Origin of the sequence: Inquilinus sp. KBS0705, assembly GCA_005938025.2 — a bacterium.
GTDB lineage: Bacteria > Bacteroidota > Bacteroidia > Sphingobacteriales > Sphingobacteriaceae > Mucilaginibacter.
The window spans coordinates 2,147,310-2,169,648 of record VCCI02000001.1 but is presented as its reverse complement, the minus strand read 5'-3'; the positions used below and the strand labels follow the sequence as shown (position 1 = coordinate 2,169,648).

General features: G+C 41.3%; 21 protein-coding genes and 1 pseudogene. 3 read left to right on the top strand and 19 right to left on the bottom strand.

Annotated features, from left to right (window positions below; genetic code table 11):
• The first annotated feature begins 33 nt into the window (after positions 1-33).
• A complete protein-coding gene (locus tag FFF34_009545; protein TSD67612.1) occupies positions 34-1,965 on the top strand; it encodes an OmpA family protein in 1,932 nt (643 codons plus the stop codon).
• A gap of 69 nt (positions 1,966-2,034) precedes the next feature.
• On the opposite strand, the gene FFF34_009540 is transcribed toward FFF34_009545, so the two are convergent.
• Positions 2,035-4,188, bottom strand: coding sequence for a carbohydrate binding family 9 domain-containing protein (locus FFF34_009540; GenBank protein ID TSD68006.1), 2,154 nt, complete (start codon positions 4,186-4,188; stop codon positions 2,035-2,037).
• A 267-nt stretch (positions 4,189-4,455) separates the two neighbouring features.
• Here FFF34_009540 and FFF34_009535 point away from each other — a divergent pair, with 267 nt between their 5' ends.
• Positions 4,456-5,067: a class I SAM-dependent methyltransferase gene (locus tag FFF34_009535; protein ID TSD67611.1), complete on the top strand. Its 612-nt coding sequence runs from the start codon at positions 4,456-4,458 to the stop codon at positions 5,065-5,067.
• Between the two features lie 37 nt (positions 5,068-5,104).
• On the opposite strand, the gene FFF34_009530 is transcribed toward FFF34_009535, so the two are convergent.
• The 6 genes from FFF34_009530 to FFF34_009505 all read right to left on the bottom strand — a co-directional run bounded on the left by FFF34_009530 (position 5,105) and on the right by FFF34_009505 (position 8,207).
• Entirely contained in the window at positions 5,105-6,040 is a 936-nt protein-coding gene (locus FFF34_009530) for a hypothetical protein (protein TSD67610.1), read from the bottom strand.
• A 98-nt stretch (positions 6,041-6,138) separates the two neighbouring features.
• On the bottom strand, positions 6,139-6,741 hold the full coding sequence (locus FFF34_009525; protein TSD67609.1) for a DUF1684 domain-containing protein: 603 nt from the start codon (positions 6,739-6,741) through the stop codon (positions 6,139-6,141).
• Positions 6,742-6,796: 55 nt separating this feature from the next.
• The gene (locus tag FFF34_009520; protein TSD67608.1) at positions 6,797-7,264 is read right to left on the bottom strand and encodes a hypothetical protein; all 468 of its coding nucleotides are present in this window, start codon (positions 7,262-7,264) and stop codon (positions 6,797-6,799) included.
• 10 nt (positions 7,265-7,274) lie between these two features.
• Positions 7,275-7,523, bottom strand: a complete 249-nt coding sequence (locus tag FFF34_009515) for a hypothetical protein (GenBank protein TSD67607.1) — start codon at positions 7,521-7,523, stop codon at positions 7,275-7,277.
• The gene (locus tag FFF34_009510) at positions 7,520-7,990 is read right to left on the bottom strand and encodes a lysozyme (protein ID TSD67606.1); all 471 of its coding nucleotides are present in this window, start codon (positions 7,988-7,990) and stop codon (positions 7,520-7,522) included. Before FFF34_009510 ends, FFF34_009515 begins: the two co-directional genes overlap by 4 nt.
• Positions 7,968-8,207, bottom strand: a complete 240-nt coding sequence (locus FFF34_009505; GenBank protein ID TSD67605.1) for a hypothetical protein — start codon at positions 8,205-8,207, stop codon at positions 7,968-7,970. The genes FFF34_009510 and FFF34_009505 overlap by 23 nt, the downstream gene beginning before the upstream one ends.
• A 25-nt stretch (positions 8,208-8,232) precedes the next feature.
• On the opposite strand from FFF34_009505, the gene FFF34_009500 reads away from it, so the two are divergent.
• On the top strand, positions 8,233-9,333 hold the full coding sequence (locus tag FFF34_009500) for an acyltransferase (protein TSD67604.1): 1,101 nt from the start codon (positions 8,233-8,235) through the stop codon (positions 9,331-9,333).
• Here FFF34_009500 and FFF34_009495 read toward each other — a convergent pair.
• The 12 genes and pseudogenes from FFF34_009495 to FFF34_009440 all read right to left on the bottom strand — a co-directional run bounded on the left by FFF34_009495 (position 9,330) and on the right by FFF34_009440 (position 22,284).
• Entirely contained in the window at positions 9,330-10,979 is a 1,650-nt protein-coding gene (locus FFF34_009495; GenBank protein ID TSD67603.1) for an SGNH/GDSL hydrolase family protein, read from the bottom strand. The genes FFF34_009500 and FFF34_009495 overlap by 4 nt on opposite strands.
• A gap of 287 nt (positions 10,980-11,266) precedes the next feature.
• Positions 11,267-11,377 (bottom strand): annotated as a pseudogene (locus tag FFF34_009490) (collagen-like protein).
• A 644-nt stretch (positions 11,378-12,021) separates the two neighbouring features.
• Positions 12,022-12,636, bottom strand: a complete 615-nt coding sequence (locus FFF34_009485; protein TSD67602.1) for a hypothetical protein — start codon at positions 12,634-12,636, stop codon at positions 12,022-12,024.
• A gap of 93 nt (positions 12,637-12,729) precedes the next feature.
• Positions 12,730-14,007, bottom strand: coding sequence for a hypothetical protein (locus FFF34_009480; protein TSD67601.1), 1,278 nt, complete (start codon positions 14,005-14,007; stop codon positions 12,730-12,732).
• Position 14,008: 1 nt separating this feature from the next.
• A complete protein-coding gene (locus tag FFF34_009475) occupies positions 14,009-14,275 on the bottom strand; it encodes a hypothetical protein (GenBank protein TSD67600.1) in 267 nt (88 codons plus the stop codon).
• Between the two features lie 87 nt (positions 14,276-14,362).
• A complete protein-coding gene (locus FFF34_009470; protein TSD67599.1) occupies positions 14,363-14,947 on the bottom strand; it encodes a hypothetical protein in 585 nt (194 codons plus the stop codon).
• Between the two features lie 124 nt (positions 14,948-15,071).
• Positions 15,072-16,280 carry a hypothetical protein gene (locus tag FFF34_009465; protein ID TSD67598.1) on the bottom strand — a complete coding sequence of 403 codons (1,209 nt, stop codon included), beginning with the start codon at positions 16,278-16,280 and terminating at the stop codon, positions 15,072-15,074.
• A 113-nt stretch (positions 16,281-16,393) separates the two neighbouring features.
• Positions 16,394-17,569, bottom strand: a complete 1,176-nt coding sequence (locus tag FFF34_009460; GenBank protein TSD67597.1) for a hypothetical protein — start codon at positions 17,567-17,569, stop codon at positions 16,394-16,396.
• Positions 17,570-17,972: 403 nt separating this feature from the next.
• Positions 17,973-18,206: a hypothetical protein gene (locus FFF34_009455; protein TSD67596.1), complete on the bottom strand. Its 234-nt coding sequence runs from the start codon at positions 18,204-18,206 to the stop codon at positions 17,973-17,975.
• A gap of 157 nt (positions 18,207-18,363) precedes the next feature.
• Positions 18,364-20,739: a hypothetical protein gene (locus FFF34_009450; GenBank protein ID TSD67595.1), complete on the bottom strand. Its 2,376-nt coding sequence runs from the start codon at positions 20,737-20,739 to the stop codon at positions 18,364-18,366.
• Between the two features lie 68 nt (positions 20,740-20,807).
• On the bottom strand, positions 20,808-21,383 hold the full coding sequence (locus FFF34_009445; GenBank protein ID TSD67594.1) for a hypothetical protein: 576 nt from the start codon (positions 21,381-21,383) through the stop codon (positions 20,808-20,810).
• A gap of 289 nt (positions 21,384-21,672) precedes the next feature.
• A complete protein-coding gene (locus FFF34_009440) occupies positions 21,673-22,284 on the bottom strand; it encodes a hypothetical protein (GenBank protein TSD67593.1) in 612 nt (203 codons plus the stop codon).
• Between the last annotated feature and the right edge of the window lie 55 nt (positions 22,285-22,339).

Genomic DNA, 22,339 nt, shown 5'->3' with positions numbered 1-22,339 from the left:
TTACCCCTTTAATCACTTAAAAAATATTATATCATGTCATCCATTAATAATTTAAAACAAAAGTTTTCCATCCTGTTAACGATGGTGCTTTTTGCCTGCACTACAGTGCATGCGCAAACTACACAGCCTACCTGGTGGTATGGCCTTTCGGGCGCTGCAAATTTTAACTTTTACACCGGTACAACACAAGTATTAAGCAATGGCCTTATTGCGCCAACTGCTTTCCATAAAGGTAATGGTGTACGCCCTTACGGGTCAATATTATTAGAGTACCGCCCTAAAAGTGTTGTAGGCCTTATGTTAAATGTGGCTTATGATGGGCGTGGTGGTAAATTTAAAGATGTTGTAGCGCCATGTAACTGCCCCGCTACATTGAGTACCAATACCAGCTATGTTGCTATTGAGCCCAGCATACGTTTAGGTATACCACAGTCTGGCCTATACTTTTTTGCAGGTCCGCGTGTAGCTTTTAATGTTAGCAAAAGTTATGCTTACACACAGCTTAAACAACCCGATGCTAACGGTGATCTTAGCGATATGCGCAAGTCCCTGCTTTCGGGCCAGGTGGGTGTTGGCTACGATATCATGACCACATCACCTGCAAGCAGCACACAAATGAGCATATCGCCGTTTGTTTCGTTCCACCCTTATTTTGGACAGGATCCGCGCAGTATCGAAAGCTGGTCGGTAACTACCGTTCGCGCAGGTATAGCATTAAAGTTTGGCAAGTCTAAAAAGACGATTTCTGAAGTAACAATTACACCGGCCTACCGCGATTTCCTTTTTACGGTTCAAGCACCAAAAAACATCCCTGTAAAACGCGAGGTAAGCGAAACCCTGCCGTTGCGTAATTCGGTATTTTTTGATGAAGGGTCAACCCAGATTTCGCCACGATATGTAACCCTGACCACAGCTAATGCTGCTGCTTTTAAAGAAACCAAATTGCAAACCGCATCAGAAGAAAGCATGAGAGGCCGATCTGCAAGGCAATTAAATGTTTACCACAACATTCTGAATATACTAGGTGATCGTTTACGGTCAAACCCAAGCGCGGTGATCACCCTTACCGGTGCATCGTTACGTGGCCCTGCCGAAGGCGAAATGCTTGCCCAATCGGTAAAGCAATACCTGGTTACAGCATATGCCATTGATGGTTCACGGATAGCAGTTGTTGGCCGGACTAAGCCGCTTATCTCTTCAGAACAGCCGGGCGGCAGCAAAGAGCTTTTGCTTTTACGTGAAGGCGACCGACGAGTTGATATTACAAGTGCATCACCCGAGCTACTAATGGAAGTTGGTGGCGGCATGATGAAGCCGGTTAACTTTACAACCATACAGCCCGATCCGCTTGACAGCCGCGTAGTTTTAACGGTTGATAGCGCGCAGCAGTTGCTTAAATCATGGTCAGTAGATGTTGCCGATAATGCCGGCACTGTTCAACACTACGGCCCTTACACACGTAACCAGGAAAGTATACCCGGTTCGGCTATATTAGGCAATAACACCCAGGGTGATTACAAAGTGGTAATGACCGGCGAAACACGTAAAGGCCAACCCATACGTAAGGAAAGTACTGTTCATCTGACACGCCAAACCGAAACTATAGGAAAGGCTTTACGCTACAGCATTTTGTACGATTTTGATAGCTCAAATTCAACAGCATCGTATGATAAATTTTTAACCAATGTGGTAGCTCCTGCTATTGCCGATGGCTCGACAGTTATTATACATGGGCATACTGATGTGATAGGCGAAGAAGAATATAACATGAAATTATCGCAGCAACGTGCCAATGATGTACAAACTACATTATCCCGTGCATTAACTGCAGCCGGTAAAAACAATGTTAAGTTTGAAACCTTGGGATTTGGCGAGGATACCAGCCATGCACCATTTGAAAACACCGTTCCCGAAGAGCGCTTTTACAACCGTACCGTTATTATAGATATTATACCGGTTAAATAACAAAGCATTTAAACCAAAAAGGCGGGAGTGATCCCGCCTTTTTTGGTTTACAATAAAATTTTTTAATAATTATATGTTCCACCAATACGTCCACTTAACGGTTAGCTGCCGGTTTTTGACTGTAAAGGGCGATGGTATGGAGTTGTCGCCATAAACTATAAAAAAGTCGGATGCTGGTTTGTAGCGCCATTGCAAACGGCTGTTAATATTCATGTTTTTAGCCTGTTCGTTGTACTGCACAAAAGTGGTAAAGTACAGGGTGTTGGTAAATGTAACATCAGCCCGTGGTCCTATCAGCCAAAATTTGTTACGACCATAGGGGGCAGGCAGGTTCAAATTGGTATAGGTGGTGTTCAGTATCAAATTTACATAAGGCTGAAAGCGATAGCCTATTTGCCCGGTAACGCTAAACCTGTCGCCATTTTGATAATATCCGCCGCGGGCTACATCAAACAGATAAGTAAATACACTTTGTGGTTTTGATGCAAATTGCACATCAATGGTTTGCCAGTGATTTACGCTGCCGGTTGGTAGCATACCTTTGCCGGTATTGGTAGGGTCAAAAGGGCGCAGTAGCTTTACATAATCATCAAGGCCCGAAACAGTGAAGGTAGCGCGGCTGCGTAGAGTGATTATGTAAGATAGGATGCTTTCGTTATCGGTACGTTTAAAGCTTTCATCAAAAAAGTATACGCCAGAGTATTGTAAGCCATGCGATAGTACACCGCCACTCTTAGGAAAAAAATTATGCAGCAGCAAAGGGCTAAGCTTATTATACCCTGTGCGCGGTACGTAGCCTACTTCGGCATTGTAGTTACGGCCCACATACTCTTGCTGTATATATGCCGTCCAGTATTTACTAAGGTATTGTACGTGGCCGGCGCCAACGTAATCATGGCCGCTTACGCCGGGGCTGAAAGATTTCATCCCCATAAGCTTACCCGTTATTAAATTGTTTGACGATGCAAGGTTAAATTCGGCCCCAATATTACGATTATAACCCGGTGCTGTGTTACCTGCAGCGGGAGCACTACCCGTAGCGTCCTTATTCACAAACATAAAGGCGATGTTTGATCGCGATAATACACGCCTTTGCAGGGTAACAATGCCAAAGTTTTGCCCCGGCAAGTTAGCTGTGCCGGATTGCCCGGTTTGCACATCCATTACGCCTACACGCCAGTCTTTATCTATTTTCCCGGTAAGTCTTGTGCCAAAGCGTATGGGTGCATTTAAACCTATTCTGCGCGAAAAGAAAGGACGGATATCACTATAGCCAAAGTTGGCGAACAAATCGCCGTTCTCTAAAAAAAACTGACGCTTTTCGGGAAAGAAAAGCTCGTACCTGTTAAGGTTAATTACCTGCTGGTCTACATCTACCTGCGAAAAATCGGGGTTAACCGTCATGTCTAGGTTAAGCGACGAGTTGAGGGCCACTTTTACATCGCCTCCGATATCTTTACGCCAAACGGCAGGCTTGCCCCCGTTCTCAAAATCTTTGGTAACACCGCCCAATACGTAGGGTATAACCGATACATTGCTACTGGCAACGGGTGGCTCTTCGTCCCAAACCAGGGTGCCGGTATAGGCCAGTGATGCCGTAGGGAACTGCCTTGGCACAGGTGCCCAGCTCGATTTTTCGGTAGTGACAAGGTCATTGCGGCTAAAGTTGATACCCCACTCGCGTATGCCCTTTTTATAACGGATACTTTTAAAGGGAATGGCCGCTTCCAGTACCCATTTATCGGGGTAGTTTTTTACCTGTGAGTACCACTTGTTATCCCAGCTAAGGTCAACCTTCCCACCTTCGTACATCGTTCCGTCCCATTGTGCGCCGGCAGCGTTAGCGCCAAAGCTAAAGCCATCGGTACGGGCATCAAAGGGGTCCATAAACAGCAAAAAGTTATCATTTTTTACAAAGCTAAAATCGCGCTTAAGCGACTCGACCATATATGGCCCCGGGTTGGGTGTATAACACGTAGCCACTAAATAAAGGTTGTCTTTATCATAAGCCATACGTACGGCGGTTTTTACTTTGGCAAAACTGGTATCCATGGGCAATACCAAAAAGAAATCAGCAGCCGAGTCGGCGCGTGTCCAGTCGGCTTCGTCGGCTACACCATCAATTTTTATAGGACCGGTAGTTTTTTTTATATGCAGCCGGTAATTGGCATTCTTTTTTTGTTGGCCAAACAAGGTGCCGCAAAACAGGCACAAGCATAGCAGTAGTAAGGTGAGTTTAGCTGTTGACAATGTTGAAATAGGTTATAAAATTATATCAGGGGTATATAAAAACAATAATATGGATTAAAACCCATATTATAAATGCATAACACTATTAATACAAAAAGCCCGTTAATGGGCCTTGTTTTTGCTTCTTAAGATTATATTGCGGTTGACAGTAAATGCTTAATAAATTTGCATGTAGCAGACACTATTTGGCAAACACTGCGTCTTAACCTTTTATCTTAGCAAAAACACACTAGATACCATATGGAAAATACGTTACAGCAACTTTACGGTAACATTGATATATACCTGTTCGATCAGCTTTTAAAAGGCCGTTTCGACGATTGCAGAAAGGTGCTTGATGCCGGATGTGGCGGTGGACGCAATCTTATTTATTTTTTAAAGAATGGTTTTGAAGTATTTGGCATCGACCCGAATCCCGAAGCGATAACAGCAGTGAAGGTATTATCGCAAACACTTGCTCCATTTAACCCCGTTAAAAATTTTGTAACAGGTATCGCCGAAGATATGCCATTTGATAATGAAACATTCGATTTGGTGATTGCAAGCGCTGTGTTGCATTTTGCCGAAAATACCGGGCATTTTGATGCCATGCTGCGCTCGATATTTAGGGTGCTTAAACCAGGCGGTTACTTTTTTGCCCGCCTGGCATCAGACATAGGTATTGAGGAACAGGTGACACTGCTTAGCGACCGCCGCTATATTTTGCCCGACGGATCTGAACGCTTTTTGGTGAACGAACAAATGCTACTCGCTTATACCGATGTTTTAGGCGGAGAGCTTTTTGAACCACTTAAAACTACCAACGTACAAAATTTAAGATGTATGACAACCTGGTGCGTACGGAAAAAATAGCACCCTAAATTGTATTTTAAGATTGGGATTACTGCTATTACCTATTTTTTAAAGCCTGTAAATCGCATTGTAAACTATTATCCCAATTGCCTGTAACTGCCGCGGCGTTGTAAGTAGATTGAAGGAACTTTAATAATGTTTCTTCGGGATGGGCTGATTGTTGTACCACTTCGTAGGTTAAAAAAAATTCGCCCATTTCGGCGCTGTAAAATGCCTCAGGCGGGCTCACTTGCTGTAGTCCAAATGTTTGTGGAGTTGGGTAGCAGTACGAATAAAAAGCCGGTTGCGGGAAAGTATCGCTACCGGGCCAAAAGCCACATGAGCTTACCTCGTGAGAATAAGCCTCCTGCATTATCTCCAATGGTATATTGGGTGCACCACCGGGATGCAGTGGGGCGGTACGGCCGCTAAAACGTGTAACTGCCAGATCGAACGCGCCCCAAAAAAAGTGTACCGGGCTACATTTACCTGTAAACCCGGCTCTAAAAATTGTAAACACATTATTTATCTTCACCAATGCCTGCCATAAGTTATGCATCGCATCAGCATTATAAGTACAAGCCGTATGGTTATCAGCAAAAGGTATGGCTGGGTCAACCTCGTTAGGTACTGCATAAATTTCAACATCAATACCCGTGGCTTTTAGGTTATCCATTAAATCAATATAAAAAGCAGCTATAGTTTTGGCTCCCAGCGGTACCGAGCGTTTATTACCTGTACTGGTAATAATATGCAATTGATGATCAATAAGATCGAGGTTTATCTCGAAAACACCATCAGCATATGGAATGCTACCAGTGGTTAAACCGTTGGCGCTCACATATAGTGTTACATGCCAACTATGGTTTATCCAGGGTGTTTTGGCAAGGCGTACCTTGCCTATCATCTGCGCCCACATATGTACGGTCGCAACTGTGTCTTTTATATAATGGTAATCGAGTATTGGCCAGGCAGAATTGGTAGATGTGCTCATACCATAAAGGTAATGAACCAGCTTGTGATATTTACAGGAATAATGGGAGAAATATATTGCCCTACACAATTTACACCATTTCGGGAATCGTTATCAGATCAATGTTCTTTACCAAAAGCTTTTTCTCCTGCTTGCAGGGCAATGGTTAAATGGTTGCCATCTGGTGGTTTAGGGCAGGCATAACCGCTACCAAAAGCACAATACGGATTGTAAGCTTTGTTAAAATCAATGATTACTGTGCCATCTTTAATATCTCCTTCGCGTAAATCTATGTAACGACCGCCGGCATACGTTTCTTTACCGTTGGTTTCATCGGTAAATGGTAAAAATAAATAATCTTTATAAGCCTGGGTTTTAGCCAATGCTACACTACGATAAACAGTAAGTTGCATCGGTTGGCCTTTAAGCGTAAATTTAAGTAATGCATAAGGCACATACTCGCTGCCTGTGCCGCTAAATACAGGCATAATAAACGATTGATTATTTAACATTAGCGCTGATTTTGCCTCCACTTTATATGTACTATCTGCATCATAAAAGCGCAGGTAGGACAGGTCTTCCTTTTTTAGCGGAGAACGTTTATCTTCCAAAAAATCATTCATATAGCCTTGCCGATAGCTGGCGATTTGAGCCTGGTAGGTTTGGGCTAAACTACTAAGGGCGGTGCTTAATATTAACAATAAACTTAATGCGTATTTCATTAGTTGTTATTTATCTATTGCATTATACTGGTGCAATATATAAATAACCGTGATATTAAGTTGCAATGAGCCTGGCATTGTGCTTAAAGTTATTTTGGTAATACCATTCAACGATACATACTCCGTCGCTCCACGTTAATTGCCCGTCGGCAGCCAGTTTTGATATAAGTACAGAAAGGTTATGTAAAGTCGCGCTTTTAATATCGCCATCTAAATTTTGTATTATTCGAATAGTGCATCTGGTAATTTCCTGTGGGTCGTTTAAATCACTGCATTTGTCCGTTAATTTTAAATTGGTTAATATGAGCGGGATACCAGCGCGTAAGACTTGCTTTATTTTATCGTCGATATCACCCGGTATTATTAAAGTAAGCATATCAGTAAAAGGTGATTCGACAATAGTTTTAATATTCTCTGTTATAACAACGCCAATGTGTACCGCTTTTTTAAGATCGGCAGGAAAGTGATTAAACAATAACCGAATGCTGTTCCATATTTTGTAGATAAGTGATGTTAAACTCATAATAGAATGGTTAATATTTTTTAGTTTTAATGTTTTCTACTTCGCGCTGTAATAAGGCTACCTGGCCCTCCAAAACCTTTAATCTGATTTCGTTTACCCTATTTTGGGCATCCTGGGTTACCTGAACGTCGCGTATTGCGCCCTTCAATTCAAAATAGGTCGTCATTACCGATACTACTATACTGGCGGTACTAATAATAGTTACTACAATATTTTTGATAGTTATACCTTTTAGTTGCCTGTGTTCTATTGATGTCATGATAAAAATAATGCGCGCTCCTGTTCGCGGCGTTTAGAAAGTGTTTTGCAAATTATTTTTTTGCCATTTTGTTGGTCTGTTATTTTATCCCATAAAAGGAATTGATCTGCGGCAGCGGTATAATCGCCTTTGTTAAGCATTTTAACTAATGTAGATGTTGCCATTACTCCCGTGCCTAAATTGTAGGTGAACGATACCAGCGCATCAAATTGATTTTGATTAAGCGGAACTTTAACCCCGTTATTAACCGCATCAACATATTTGCCTAACGTATTTTTAAACAGGGCATCGGCTTGTTCCTCGCCGGTCAATTTATCGCCAGGTTTAATGGCTTTGTCATCGTGGTACTTAGTAGACCCATAACCGATGGTCCAAATGCCGGCAACGTCGCGGTAGGCGTTTAGCCTCAACCCTTCAAAGTTTTTGATTACCGCTATACCGTGATCACTTAACTTCATTTTTTTCATGGTTGATGGGTTCATATTGTTCAACTGCGAATTGACTGATTACTGTTATTGTTGTACCTGCAGTTATTAAAATAGTACAAAGTTTTACAGGTATACCTATTACTTGGGTAAGAGAAGTACCCAACCCAGCCAGGCTGACACCAAATAATTGCGCCCGTTTAAAAAATGCAGGTGTAGCGCTTAACAGGCGCTTGCCTAAGCTTAATTTTTTTTTCATTGTGAAATTGTTTACTTTGTAAACAGTGAAGAAGTTGGATTATATAACCGTGCTACGGGCCATAGCTATTCTAGGTGTACTAATTGTTCATGTGAGTCTGCAATCAATTAATATTGAAAAGATACACCCTTACATAATTGCCATAATAAATAACGGAGCACGTGGTGTACAATTATTTTATTTACTAAGTGCTTTTACGTTATTTCTTTCTTTTAGCAATAGGGTAAATGAAAAAAAGACTGTAAGGAACTATTTTATTAGGAGATTTTTTAGGATAGCACCTTTGTATTATATAGCAATAGTTTATTATTTATGGCAGGATGGCTTTGGACCTCGCTATTGGTTGGGGAATGATCCCAGTATTTCATTAGGGAATATAATATCAAACTTCACTTTTACCCATGGCTTTAGTCCATATTGGATAGCAAGCTTGGTGCCTGGCGGGTGGTCGGTAGCAATCGAAGTTGCATTTTACTGCTTAGTCCCTTTTTTATATTATAGAATCAAAAATATCCAACAAGCATATAATTTTTTATTAGTCACGTTGGCAATTAGGTTTATTTTACTCTTAATTTTCCAACATATAATTTTAATACCCGAAAATCGTTTATGGAACGAGTACCTCTTTTTATATTTCCCAAATCAATTGCCCATTTTTGCATTAGGTATTATCTTATATTTTCTCATATATAGTGAAACGTATGAAATTAATTTAAAATCCCTTTTATTGGGGGCGATTTTTTTGCTTGTGGGATTTTCTCTTGAGCAGCAATTGTTAATATATAATTTATTTCTCTTCGGGCTATCCTTTATATTATTAGTAATTGCTTTACAGAAATATCATCCTAAGATATTATTCAATCAAGCATTTTTGTACATAGGGAAGGTTAGTTATACACTTTATTTAACACATTGGGCAGCAATTTATTTTTTGAATAAATTCAGGCTTATCAACTTTTTCGAGAAAGTAAATGAACCATTTGCAATTATTAATTTAATAATAAATTATTTAATAGTATTATCAATAAGTTTATTTTTTTCGTGTATTCTAAATTACTTTATTGAAGAGCCCTTGCAAAAATTTGGCAAAAAAATCATTAATCACACCTCTGAGAAAATTTGTTAGATTGCTCTACCTAAAGTTGTTTGAAAAGCTTGAATTGCTGCATAATGAGCGGCTTCCTCTGTCGCTGTTAGTCCATAACCTATTGCTGCATAAGAACATAGCCTCTCTGAGGCATATTGCACGCTATCGCCATTGTTAAGACAACCAATCCAGATATTATTTCCAGAGGCACCACTTATGTTTACATTAGTATCTCGGACTAAAGTGCCATTTTTATATAAACTTCGTTTATTATAGTTCACCCGACTAGTTGTAAAGAATCCCAAATCAGAATATGATTCAGAAACTCCAGTTCCTGTACTATCACCAATTGATGTGTAACTATTACCTCCAAGTTTTATACCTAACCAAAAAGGACTGGTGCTGTAAACCCCTATGTCAATACCCGCTGATGTTACCGCTCCAGAATAATAATGTAAGCTACAATTTAAGTAATTAAAAACATCGGCACCAATGCCTCCAAAATGGGTATCAGCATATGAACCACTATGCCATGTGACGCCATTTAGACTATAAAATGGGCTTCCGATAAAATCCAAACGATATGCAACGTCTAAATCCCTTGGATCTCTAAGATTTAATTTATTGGATGTTTCGGTGGCACCAACAAATGGATAAATAGCAGGTAATTTATGCCAAATATTCGCTTCTATTAAATCAGATACTAATGTTTGTATAGCTGATATTTGTGTGGCGTCTGTAATTCCGGCTGCATCTATAAAATTAGATGCATAATCAACAGGGATTATGGGTATAGAACCAGTTCCCGCCAAAGCAGTTATAGTATCAGCTACAGCAATGGCTAATATATCAGCTCCTGCATCTGTTAAATGGACCTTATTGTAACCGTCCGAGTCAGGGTCTTTAAAATAAGTAGTATTATCCGGGGCATTGTCTGCAAATATTTCTGGATGCTCCGAAAGGTCAACATAAGCATCACAAATAGTAGCATAATTAGATGCTAGCCACGCGTTAAAAGTATTTCGTCTGGAAATATTATTATAGCTAATGGATGCTGCATATGTGTCTTTTCTAGAAAGCACAGGTACAAGTATAACTTTAGCGCCTGCATCTTTTAAGGTACCGCATGTTTCAGTAATTGCTGTAACAAAAGCTGTTGAGTCCATTGTGCAAAGATCATTAGCGCCAAAAAAGACGATACAGTAGATATCAGTATAAAGCTCTTTGTTAAAACGACCAATAGTTGGAATTAAATAGTTTGGGTTAAAATCGACAGCCCTCCTGCCGGGGTATGCCATATTATAGCCATCAATATCCAAGCCTGTTAATTTTGATATAGTTTTAACTGGATAAGAATTAACGCCAAAATAGTTGCCGCTTGCGCTTGTACCAACACCGGTTGTACCAATTCCCGCAGTCAAACTATCACCTATAAAAAATGCTTGTATTTTTTTGGGAGCTAATGGGGCGTTAAAGGCTACAGCATTTTTAAGTGCAGCACTTGCCGGGGTATCTCCAATTGCTTTTACACGTACCTTTAATTGATCTATAGGAATATCCACGTTTAACCCTTGGGTAATAGTATAAGATCCATCGCTATTATTTAAAGTGTTTCCAGTATTACATGCTATCCATAAACCATCGTTGATTTGATATTCGTGATCTGTTAAAATTCTAATTGCCATATGTTTTAAGGTAAAAATGTATATTCCCCACCAATAAAAGTGAATGTATCTTCGTTATTATCAACCACCCCAGCCGTTGGTGGCAAGGGAGGCGTTGGTAATTTATACCTTAATTCACCTGTTGATGTTCTATACATGGTATATGTATCAATGTTAGCTATTATTGCTTCTTCTTCATTTTCATGTATTGGGGCACTATGAATAGCAGCCAACAAATCAAATGTGTCAGGTATTTCAGCCCACTCAGTATCAAAATTACTATTTGATGCTTTTTTTAGCACCTGGCCGGCTGTCCCGCCTGTAGCTACTCCCGGGCCGGTGCTGCCTGTTGGGCCGGTTGGCCCTGTAGCTCCGGTTGCGCCAGTGACACCTGTGGGGCCGGTTAAACCGGTTTCGCCTTGTTCGCCTTGCGGGCCTACAACTTGTATTCCCGTGCCCCATGCGCCCGCTGTTTTTGGGCCGAAGAACCGATAAGCAGTAGTATTAAGATAGAAATCGCCGTTGGCACCGGTAGTGTTTGGCGGATTGCCTGCTCCATTCAAAATGGTCCTTCCGGCTATGCCTGCACTACCTGTATCTCCTTTTGCACCCTTTGGGCCTTGCGGACCGGTTTGCATTGAAAATTCCTGAGACCATGTACCGCTTGCTTTTTTGTAAAAAATACCCGCTTCGGTATCAATGTAGGTATCGCCGTTTTTGCCGGTTGCTGTTGTAGGTGTGCCGGGCCCATATAAGGTTGTTCCATCGGCTGGGTCATCAATTGCGGGGAGAGTGAAAACAACGGCCCACGCACCCGATATTTTTTGAGCGAACTGGCCGGAATTAGTTTTTAAAAATACATCTCCGTTTTTGCCCGAACTGTTTTGTGGCAAAACAGTGCCAAATGTGATGCTTGAACCTGTAGATAAATTGGCAGCAAGATATTGCAGTAGCAGATTAACTGAAAATTGATAATCTACGCCACTTTTAACCAAAACAGATATATCGGTAGACGCTATGCTTGTAGCTATGGGCAGCTCACTTATTTTTTTGTCAGTAGCCATTAGTTTAAAAATTCAGTTAGTAATTGATAGTTGCAGCGGTTATAGCCGGTATAGTTAAAGTCAGACCGATCGATACCCCTTATGCGTGGGCCGGCTTGCCTGCTACTTTTGTTTTTTTGATTGTAATGCCATGCCGGAAAGTTTTCCTGATGATCCGCTAAAAACCTTTCGGTTTCGTTAGCATAGGCATTTGCTGTACTGCGTTGTTGTTGTACCAATTTTACAATATCTTTTATGGCAATTGCATTGGCATTATCGTAACGTTTGATAACCGGGCCGGTTGCGGTATAGTGTACAGCATCCGCTTCAATAAAGCGTGCGAAGGTGAAGTAGGCCAGTACGGGTTGTAAACCTTGGTATAAAACAATATGTCCGTGCTCATCTAAATACTCAGTGCCATTTAATAAATCTTTGTAGTGTTGTGGAGCATCATCTTTTAAGGTGGCATCTGTATCCAGGTATTTAATAAGGTCGTAATACAAGGCATAGCCTAAAAATGGTTTAATATCTAATTCCTGCGCTTTTTGTATAAATACTTTTATGCGCCCGGGTTTTATGTTTGCCGCGATATCCTCGTATCGTTGCAGTGTGGCAGGTATAATCAGGTTTAGCATATCGAAGCCCCCCAACTTCCGCCGGCTGGCAGCGGAATATTTAAAGTTTTGTTCATGTTTGTGGATATAATGAGGTTAATAATCCCCTCGGATTTAAATAGCGCACATTGCCGTAGCCTCTTCCTGTTTAAAGCCATAAGCATACATTAGTGTAGCAATTTTGCTTTGGGCAGGTATGGTAGACTGTAACAATTGGTTAATTGCCGGTCCGGCTTTTATACCAGCCAAATCATCGGATACATCGGCTGGTATAGGGATAATGTTCCAGTTATCAGTTGGGTTAAGGTTGGTATAAAAGTGACTAAACAGTTCTTTTAATGTTTCAGCTAACTCCAACCTGTCGGGTGCGGTGTTGTCGTTAAATTGCCTTATGGCTTCTGCTTTTTCGCCGCCATTGCTTAATCCCGATGATTTTTCGGCGTTTACCAATTCCTTAGGTACCGAAAACCCTTTTATAATTCTGGCCTCTACTGATCTTTCTGTTGTTTCAAAAAGCTTGTCGTTGTTTTGAATTGCATACGGCTGAAATTCGGGTTTGGCACTTTCGTCTTCATATTCAATCACAATTATTTTTTGAGCGCTTTTGGTGCCCTGGAAACTGCCCAGGTCTTTCTCTAATTGCGAAGGCCTGTTCGCCGTATCGCCATAATCGCTACTATTATCAGCTTCCTCGCGGCGCGCCTGCATAAACAACATGGTTGATGGCAAAAAGCCGGTGGTTACTTCGCGGTTGTTAAATATTTTGATACCGGCCTCGGTCTCAAAATCTTCCCAAACCGAATCAGCTTCTATCAAGGGGTAATCATCAACTTCGGGGTTAAAGTAAAGTAATTGCCCTTTGTATTTTTCCCATCCGCCAACGGCTTTTACCTGCTGCCTAATTATTTCTTCATCAGGATTGTAGGGCTCCAGAAAGGTGATTTTGCTGCGCATGATATTTTTCCAGGTTTTGCGGCCCCAATCATTGTAAATGGCAAACTTGCAGGCAGTATCTGCGTTATCGGTATCACCCATGCGGATGTCCTCGAACTTTACATAGTTTACCGATGCTATTTTAAAGTTAGCGTTGTAATTTTTATGGATACCAAAGCCGCTAAACAATGCTTTATCCGTTGCTATTACTTTTAATAATTTAGCCAGGGTAAGGCCCTTGTTATTGATAGCTGTTTTGCCCAACCCGCCATCTTCGAATCCGTTACCGGCAATAAATTTAGCCCGCTTGTTCCAGCAATCTTTGGCGGTGGGCGATTGTGCTACCAGTTCCAGCATACGCTGCGGATAGGCATTATCCGAATCGTAATTTAATATGCCGAAAGTTTGGTTGGGCCTTACCAGTATACGCGGTTCAATTTGTGGTAAGTAGGTTTTCATATTATTGGGAGATTACACTGATTGTTGATGATTGCACAGGTTCTTTTTGCGCGGATATCCTGATTCGTTTAGCTCTTCGCTTAGGTGTAGTTACTTCCTGACTTTCGACTTTACCTTCTTCTGGACTCGCTTCAAACAACCCAGCTATATGCGGGTATCGTTCCAGGTACCATTCGGCTTCTTCATCGGTCAGGTTATCATTACTATGTACCGCCGGCGAACCGGGGACAAACTGATGCAGGCCTGGTTTTAATATGTATTTTTTCATGGTTTGGTTAATGGCTAATAGTTTATAGTTGATGGGTTATGATGGTTCATGATCAGTGCTGATCATGAACCATCAACTATGAAACAATTAATCTACCAGTGCTTCAATTGCAGCAATAGTGCTGGCATAAGTTGCGGTACCGCTTGTTGGTGGTATTAAAACAGCACGTGGTGGGTAAGGCTCTTTTAGCTTATCGGGGTTGGTTAATTTTATTTTGTAACCACCGTCTACTGTTTCTTCGGCTGCGCTACGCTCAGCTTCAGATACAATAAGGCCGTTTACTGCTCCGAATAACTCAATAGCCGAATCGCCTTGTTTATGGTTGTTTACTGCTATTGCGCATACACGGCCATAGCCCATTGCCATTAATTGTGCCTTTACGTCGGTTGATATACCTGCTATGTTAAAATCAATTTCTTCGGTGTAACGTGGGCCAACCTGTGTTTTGGCCAGCTTGCTCATGGTGTTAAAGCTGTTGTTGGTACCCTCGAATTTGTAAATTTTAGCTGCGCTGACGGCCGTTAGGCCTTTAATTATCAGCGGATTTGTAGTGTCGTAGGTAAAGGTGATATCATCCTGGTTAAAAATGTATATCGCATCTTCTATACCGGCTGTAATTGGCGCGCCTGTTCCAAGGGCGAACCCTGCATTTATTTTGTTGTAAATTGACATTTGTTAATTATTAAATTAGTGATTTAAAGAATTAGTGATTGAGTTATTGATTAATAAAGAAGCTGGATTACCATTTTTAGGTTAATTCACTAAATCAGTTAATTCAATAACTCAATGAGTGAGTTTACGCGCTTAAATAGAATAACTCGTTAGCAAATTTGTAGTTAACTGCTGCTTTCATGCGGGCTTTCATACGTACCACGTTATCGTTGGTGTAAGGCTTCATGTAAACGGTTGATAGTTCTGATGCATCACCTAACAGATCGACACCCAAGAACAGGTTTGACGACCGCGCACCCAATATAGTATTGGCCTGCCAGTGGTTCATTAGTTGTAAAGGTACACCCAGGTAATCCATCTTTTTAGGATCGGTGAAGGCGTTTAGCACGTTTACTGCTTTATCGGCCTGGGCCTGTGCATAAGCATAGCCAACATGTAAGGGTATCTGCAGATTAAAATCTTCCTGACTGCGGTCGGCAGGATCAAGCTGGGCATAGATGCCGGTTAACACATCCAGTACGTTGCTGCTGTTAATGTAGCTGATGGTTGCCCCGCTTGATGTACTGCTGAATGTGGCCGGTTTGCGGGTGTTTACGTCGTTGTAGTTGCGCACCAGCTTAAAGGTGGTTGCACTTAGTACTTGTATAAAGTACGACTGCCCCTGCACATCGATACCTGCGCCGCCGTTGGTGGTGTCTTTGCTGGTGCCGGTTACTGCCGTAACGGTTACCACATCGCCATCTTTTAAAGTAGCGGTAGAGCTTACGGTTACTACGCCCGATGCACTGATGGCGGTAGCCGCCATAGAGGTGTTTGATTTACCCAGACCTACTTTATATACGCCGCTTGCCGCTGCAATAGTTGGTAATAAACCGGTGAAGGGCGCGGTAAAAGCTGCTTCTTTGGTGGCACTTTTGCCCAGCCAGTACAAACGCTCATTAGCTATTTGTATTTTGGTTAAGTAGCGCTGCACCATAAAGTCGCTAAGGTCTACTACGCCTTCGTAATCCTGGAAAGCACCGGGTTTAAGCTGCTGGGTTTCCCACGATTGTACCAGCTTGTCCCATTGTTCCTGTTTCATAAATTCGTAAACTACAGGGTCAAGGTAGCTTTCGTGCTGGGCGGCGGTGGTGGCCTGGTCTGTAAAGGTGCCCGATGGGTCTTGCAGTACCACATCATCGTCAACATCAAGTATTGCCTTGCGTGCCTTAACGTCGTTAATAACGGTGAGCAGTCCACGCTTTACGGAGTCGGCCTCCAGCAGCGTGCTTGCCATAAAACCCGCCAGCGCTTCGCCGGCATAGGTGTTGTTTGTAAATGTAAATTGAGCCATGTTTGTTGTTGTAATGTTTAAATGTTCTAAGGTTGTAATGTTGATGTATGGTAGGTAAGAATGGGATAGTAAGGGCAAACCTTACAACATTCTAACTTTCCAACCTTACAACATCATTTTGCTACCGCCTTTTTAACCGCGCTTTTGGCCAGCGGACTTTGCGGGGCAAAAAAGGGCTGGGTTTCAGTTTTGGCCTTGCTGCTGCGTTTTGATCCTTCGGGCGTAAAGTCGCTTTTTATCTCGTTTTTCACTTCCTCGCGGGTTTGTTTCAGGCGGTTTTGTGCATCCTCAAGCGCGGCTTTGGCCTCGGTTAGTAAGGCGTTTTGGGCATGCAGGCGGGCCTTTACTTCCTGCAGGCGGTTTTGTATGGCGGCGGGTTTTTGTAGCGATTTGGTTTTTGCTACTGGTACGCCATCTTCATCTTCCTTATCATCCGCAGGTATTACACTTTGTACCTTGCCTTCTTTTACGGCTAATTGCTGTCCATCGGCGGTGGTGTAGGTGTCGGTAATGGCGGGCGACGTAAGGTCTTCGTCCTGGTAAACCTCGGCACCGGTGCAAAGCTCGCCGCTGTGGTGCAGGGTGATTTTGTCTGTAATGGTTTGCTTGTGCATTACTTTTTTAAAGAAATTCATGATCTTGTCTAAAACCGATGTGGTCCGTTCGATCAGGTCTTTGTTGTCCGTGTTCATATTGCTTTTGTTGGTTAAGATTTTGTTGATACAGCGCTGGTAAACCGCGGGCGCTGTATCGGTATATTTTTTAATTAAGGCACTGTTGATTATGGTATCTGTATAATCCTCAATGGCATCTACAAAGCCCAGGTTTAGGGCCTGGTCGGCTGTCATCCAGGTAACGGAGTTGATCAGGCTGTTAACCGTTACTCCGTCAAGGCCGCTTTTGTCCATGTATATCTGCGCCAGGCGCGATTGCACTACATTCAGCATCTGCACATCTTTCAGCAACTCATCGGCATTGCCGCCGCTGCCTACCATGGGCTTGTGTATCATTAGCAGGGCGTATTTACTCATTACTATTTTGTTGCCTGCCATGGCTACTATTGATGCTGCCGACGCTGCCAGGGCATCTATGTAAGTGGTTACATGGCCGGTGTATTTCTTTAGCAGGTCGTATATGGTAATGGCATCAAAGGCACTGCCGCCAACCGAGCTGATGTGTACCTCGACATCCGCGCCCGCTGCTGCCTGCAACTGGGTTTGGATATAGGCGGACGACAGGCTGCCCGAGCCAATGCAATCCTTTTCGGTATCGTATAGGTATAGTTTCATGTTTGTTTTTTTGTGATTACTTTGATTACGATGATTTCACCGATTGGATGACCTCACTGATTTACCTTGTTGGTTCGCTTGAACGGTGATTATGGGATTATCCTGATGCGCTTGATTTGAAATCCTTGCCTCCTTTAATCAGGAAAATCAAGGTTGAGATAGCTATTGGTTTTGTATGCCGATTGGCATAAATCAAAGGTCGGGATAATGTTTTAAATAGTTCGTGACACTATTTTGTCACATGGTTGGTTTTTGTCTGAACCTTGATTTATGGGATTATCCTGATGCCCTTGAGTGAAATCCTTACATCCTGTAATCTTTAAATCAAGTAAATCATGGTTCAGACAACTGGTATATAACAAATGTCGGGATAAGTTCTCAAATAGTTCGTGACACTATTTTGTCACATGCCGTCGAAACTATCCAAAGCGCGCCAAATAGTGCGTTTATCTTTATCAAATTTTAGTTCGGCTTCTAATACGGCCTGGTACTTGGTTAGGCCGCGGGTTTGCATTTGCGCGTTTATCCATAAAAATATCTCGCGGTACAAAAAAACCTTGGTAGTAATAAAACCGGCCTTATACATGGCCGAAAATACCCCTTCATCAAACAGGGTGTTGGCAAGTTGGATGTTCATGTGTTGGTGTTTATAAGTTCATAGTTGATGGTTTATAGATCATGGTAGCTTCTTTAGTTGAATCGGCAATTGACATGAACCATCAACTATGATCTATGAACAATTGCAGCTACCTTTTAGCTTTCACCTTTTACCTCTTACCTCTTACCTCTGCACCTTACAGGTTCACCCTGTTAACCGTTTGGGCCAGTATGTTTTGCTGGTTGTTTACGTCCTTCACGTCCACATAAATAGGGGGGAAGTTGTTGATCATCTGGTAGGCCAGGGTGTTGGCCATGTCCTGTATATCGTTAACAGTCTGGTTGTAGTAGCGGTTGGCGTTACCGCCATCGGTGTAAATACCGCCTATGGCATAGCCCCTACCGGTATTGGGTACCGAAAAATCCCTGCCGCCGTGGGCCACGTTTATGGCACTTACCAGGTTGCGGGCCCAGGGGTTGCGCATGGCTTCAGACACCACCACCGCCTCGCCGCTTCGCAAAAAGGCATTGGTATTATCGGTACGACTATAGCCGGGCAAAACCGCCCCGCGACCGTCGGACACGAAGTGCCCGCCCCTGGCATAAGCAGGTGGTTTTTGGGCCACTATGGTGGCTACCTGCAGAGCGGTAGATGCAATAATGCCCGGTATAACAAATGGCGCCAGTATGCCTGTTTGCGATGTTGCCTTGGTAATGGCCAGCGCGCCGTTTACAATGGCCTGCAGTACCGAAGCACGCTGCTCGGCTTTAAAGGCCTTCACTTTCTCCTGCGCCTCTTTTTGCTTGTACTTATCCTCAATGGCTTTGCGTTGTGTGGCGGTAAGGCTGGTGTTGCTTAGCTCGCTGGTTTTTTGTGCCTCCAGGCCCTTTATTTTGGCATCACTCTGGCTTTTAATGTTATTGCTGATGATAGAGAAGGCCTTATCAGACACCTGCTGCGCCGTGTTTAAGGCAAACTCCTTACGCTGCTGCTCGTATTGTTGGATAGTGGCTGTAATTTCTTGTTCATATTGCTTTCTTATCTCAGCTGTGTCTTGCCCTGCTTCGGCAGCTTTCTGTATCTCAAAATTGTACTTATCTGTAATTAGTTTCTTTTCTGCTTCAAGCTTACTTCCGGGCACCAAGGCATTATTTATAGCTTTTTCGTCACTGCTGATGAGTTCACTTTGTTTTTGTGCTTCTACAAGATCTTGCTGGTGTTGTAAGGTTTTTTCCAGGTCATCCTCGTTCCATATTTTTACAAGTTCGCCAATGCCAAGGCGATATTTTTCTTCGAGTTTGCGACTTTCAGTATAATATTCATCCTGGCTTATTATTTTTTGCTCCCGCTGTTTTTTGAGCTCATCCGTTTCTTTTTTATAACTATTGATTTGCAATTCAAATTTTGCGCTAATAAAATCTGAAATTTTAATAAGCTCCATGCCCGGCTGGCTATTCTGATGCGAATCACTTTTCCCGCGGAAATTTTGTACAGCGTCAGGGCTATTGCCCGTTTTAGTAGTTGATGTAGTAGTATTGGTGCTTTTGTTATCCGTGAGGGTATTTGTACCGTACTTTTCCACCATCGTATCAATTCCTTGCTCAAATTTTCGATTTTGTTTATTCAACAAGTCATTATCGGTAAACAAATTGTAAATAATTTTATCACTTGCCTCAATTTGTTCGTTAAGCTTATATATATCACCATACAATACTCGAGAAGATTTGTCAAACATTTTTTTATCAAGTTCATTTTTTATTTTTACTTTTCGCTCATCTATTTCCTTCTCGAGACTTTCTCGCTTACTTAATAAGGTTAAATTATTTGCTCTTTCGGTCGTTATTTTTTGTTCATTATCTATAGAGCGTGTTGCATTTGCAGTAATTTTATTTTTATATGCTTCAGCATACGCAGTAGCTAATATTTGTTCTTTTAGATATTTGTAGGCATCGCCTGCTTTACCGGCAATTATAGTTTCATCGCTGGTATTTTTGAATGATTGCGGCCACTGCTCTCTTAACGCTCCTATTACTTTTTTTCTATCTTCCAAAGATAAGTTGTGATTTTGTGTAGCCCGGTATAAACTATTCAGAGCGGTGAGTTCGGCCTGTGCAGATTGTGTTCCTTTTATTCTTGTTTGTATTATACCATCTGTAATGATAGCATTATCTTTCATAGCCTTGCCAAAAGAACTTAACCGCGTCTCGCCCTTTAAAAGATTGCTTACCCAATCTATAATTGCCCCGCTGTAAGACGCTAATAAAGTAACCCCAACGGAAATTATGGCGTTCCACGAAAACATGGATGAAGCTAATTCTTTTAAAATGCTCTTTGGCTTCTGACCGGATTCGGCCAGCTCTTTATTTTGTGCGTTAAGTTTTATTAATGAATCTACTACATCCGGCAACTTTTCACCAATCGCTTTTAAACCACTTTTTATACCATCAGCAAATTCCGGTAGTTTACTATTTAATCCGTTTATGGATCCTTTTAAATTATCTAAAGCATCTTTATAATCTTTAGCTTTTTTGATGTTATCGTCTGTAATCGGGTTATTAGTTTGGTCTGCCATGTTTAAATGTTTTATATGCCATTTGGCATAAAATTATCGTTTTGTTAATTATGTTTTATTTTTCGGTTTTATTTGTCCGAGGTATCCCAGTACATGATATAATAATTTTTATCGGCATAAATATAGCCGGGAGGTACATCTCCGGGAATAAGGTATTTTTCCGCTAAAATATTTTTTACCGGTTCTGTGCTATACAAAAGTAACGTTAGTTTTTCGCCTGTATGAGCGATATCTGTAATAAAAACCTTATCCTTAAATATGCCAAGTAAACGATTTTTATTTTTCCGTAAATTATCTAATAATATAACAGCACCTGATGAAACTATTTTCAGATCAGAAGAGTTATTCAGGCCTTGCCTGGCTAACATTTTTTTGCCGTTATCCAAATTAGCTTCATCTATATCTTTGTCTGTAAGGGGCCTTAACAATCTGTATAGCGTAATGGCTTTAAAAGATGTGTCTTTAAAAACCTTGTCTCGTGCGTAAACACTATCGCCCGTACCAAAGTGATGGATTTTAGAATAATGATAATAACGCATTACCAAATCCTTATTTATCCAGCCAATAGCTGCAAGAAAAACTATAGCGATAAAGATATATAAGAAATATTTTTTTTTGGGATAAGAGCTACTATCTGTTAACATTGATTTACGTTTGCTAATATTATTGGTAAATATAAAAAACTGGTTTGTTAAAAGCAAGTGGTTCTTAAATAATTGAGGTGCGGTATAAAACGACTTTATGCTGTAAGTAATTAATACTTATCCATAACTGCTTTTTGTAATTCGTTGAGCGCGGTTTTATACTCCTGTGCTTTTTTAATGTTGCCGCCGGTAATACCGGCGTTTGTTTGTTCTGCAGTAGTTATTATGTTTTATATGTTAATTGGAATATGCATGATTAATTTGAATGTATATTTTACTACTATTTTATTTATTTGATCGTTCTGAATTTTTTTAATTCCTGATTAGTTACATCAAAGGGGGGGATGTAATACTTATTGTCAGCCCAAACATAACCGATAGGTAAGTCATTGATTTTAAGATCACCTTGTATGAGCGCTTTTTTATTTGGTAATATCTCATAGAATGTATTTGGGTAATAGTCTTCGTTTTCGTTTTCGAGTAAAATATTACTTCCTTTATATTTGCCAATACATGCCGTTTTATATTTGCAAAGACTATCGGTACTTATATAACAATTAGACCTAATAATATAAGATTTTCTGTTGGTTTTAATACTTTGTATAGCTAACGCTTTTTGATCTGCAGATAATGGCAACCTATCAATTTCATTTGGGCCTATAGGACGAATAATCCGGTAAAAAGTTATCTTGAAAGAGCCATATTTCCCGATGGAATTGACCATTCCGCCGGGCGCATAAACGTTAGAATTAGATGTGAAAGGGTTAGTTTTAAAGTCATAATATTTTAAAAGTAGATAATCACGATAGTAATAACCTGTACATATTGTTACAATTAAAACAGCTAGTACAGCTAAAGTAACTCTGGAACCCTTCTTTTTTTTGGTAGCCGGGTTGTTCATGATTGACATAATAACGATTAATTTAGGTTTGCTAATATTATTGGTAAATATAAAA

Excerpts from the sequence above, each read along its gene's own strand:
- FFF34_009545 (TSD67612.1), top strand. The coding sequence starts at position 34 with ATGTCATCCATTAATAATTTAAAACAAAAGTTTTCCATCCTGTTAACG.
- FFF34_009535 (TSD67611.1), top strand. The coding sequence starts at position 4,456 with ATGGAAAATACGTTACAGCAACTTTACGGTAACATTGATATATACCTG.
- FFF34_009530 (TSD67610.1), bottom strand. The coding sequence starts at position 6,040 with ATGAGCACATCTACCAATTCTGCCTGGCCAATACTCGATTACCATTAT.
- FFF34_009525 (TSD67609.1), bottom strand. The coding sequence starts at position 6,741 with ATGAAATACGCATTAAGTTTATTGTTAATATTAAGCACCGCCCTTAGT.
- FFF34_009520 (TSD67608.1), bottom strand. The coding sequence starts at position 7,264 with ATGAGTTTAACATCACTTATCTACAAAATATGGAACAGCATTCGGTTA.
- FFF34_009515 (TSD67607.1), bottom strand. The coding sequence starts at position 7,523 with ATGACATCAATAGAACACAGGCAACTAAAAGGTATAACTATCAAAAAT.
- FFF34_009510 (TSD67606.1), bottom strand. The coding sequence starts at position 7,990 with ATGAAAAAAATGAAGTTAAGTGATCACGGTATAGCGGTAATCAAAAAC.
- FFF34_009505 (TSD67605.1), bottom strand. The coding sequence starts at position 8,207 with ATGAAAAAAAAATTAAGCTTAGGCAAGCGCCTGTTAAGCGCTACACCT.
- FFF34_009495 (TSD67603.1), bottom strand. The coding sequence starts at position 10,979 with ATGGCAATTAGAATTTTAACAGATCACGAATATCAAATCAACGATGGT.
- FFF34_009485 (TSD67602.1), bottom strand. The coding sequence starts at position 12,636 with ATGCTAAACCTGATTATACCTGCCACACTGCAACGATACGAGGATATC.
- FFF34_009480 (TSD67601.1), bottom strand. The coding sequence starts at position 14,007 with ATGAAAACCTACTTACCACAAATTGAACCGCGTATACTGGTAAGGCCC.
- FFF34_009475 (TSD67600.1), bottom strand. The coding sequence starts at position 14,275 with ATGAAAAAATACATATTAAAACCAGGCCTGCATCAGTTTGTCCCCGGT.
- FFF34_009470 (TSD67599.1), bottom strand. The coding sequence starts at position 14,947 with ATGTCAATTTACAACAAAATAAATGCAGGGTTCGCCCTTGGAACAGGC.
- FFF34_009465 (TSD67598.1), bottom strand. The coding sequence starts at position 16,280 with ATGGCTCAATTTACATTTACAAACAACACCTATGCCGGCGAAGCGCTG.
- FFF34_009460 (TSD67597.1), bottom strand. The coding sequence starts at position 17,569 with ATGAAACTATACCTATACGATACCGAAAAGGATTGCATTGGCTCGGGC.
- FFF34_009455 (TSD67596.1), bottom strand. The coding sequence starts at position 18,206 with ATGAACATCCAACTTGCCAACACCCTGTTTGATGAAGGGGTATTTTCG.
- FFF34_009450 (TSD67595.1), bottom strand. The coding sequence starts at position 20,739 with ATGGCAGACCAAACTAATAACCCGATTACAGACGATAACATCAAAAAA.
- FFF34_009445 (TSD67594.1), bottom strand. The coding sequence starts at position 21,383 with ATGTTAACAGATAGTAGCTCTTATCCCAAAAAAAAATATTTCTTATAT.
- FFF34_009440 (TSD67593.1), bottom strand. The coding sequence starts at position 22,284 with ATGAACAACCCGGCTACCAAAAAAAAGAAGGGTTCCAGAGTTACTTTA.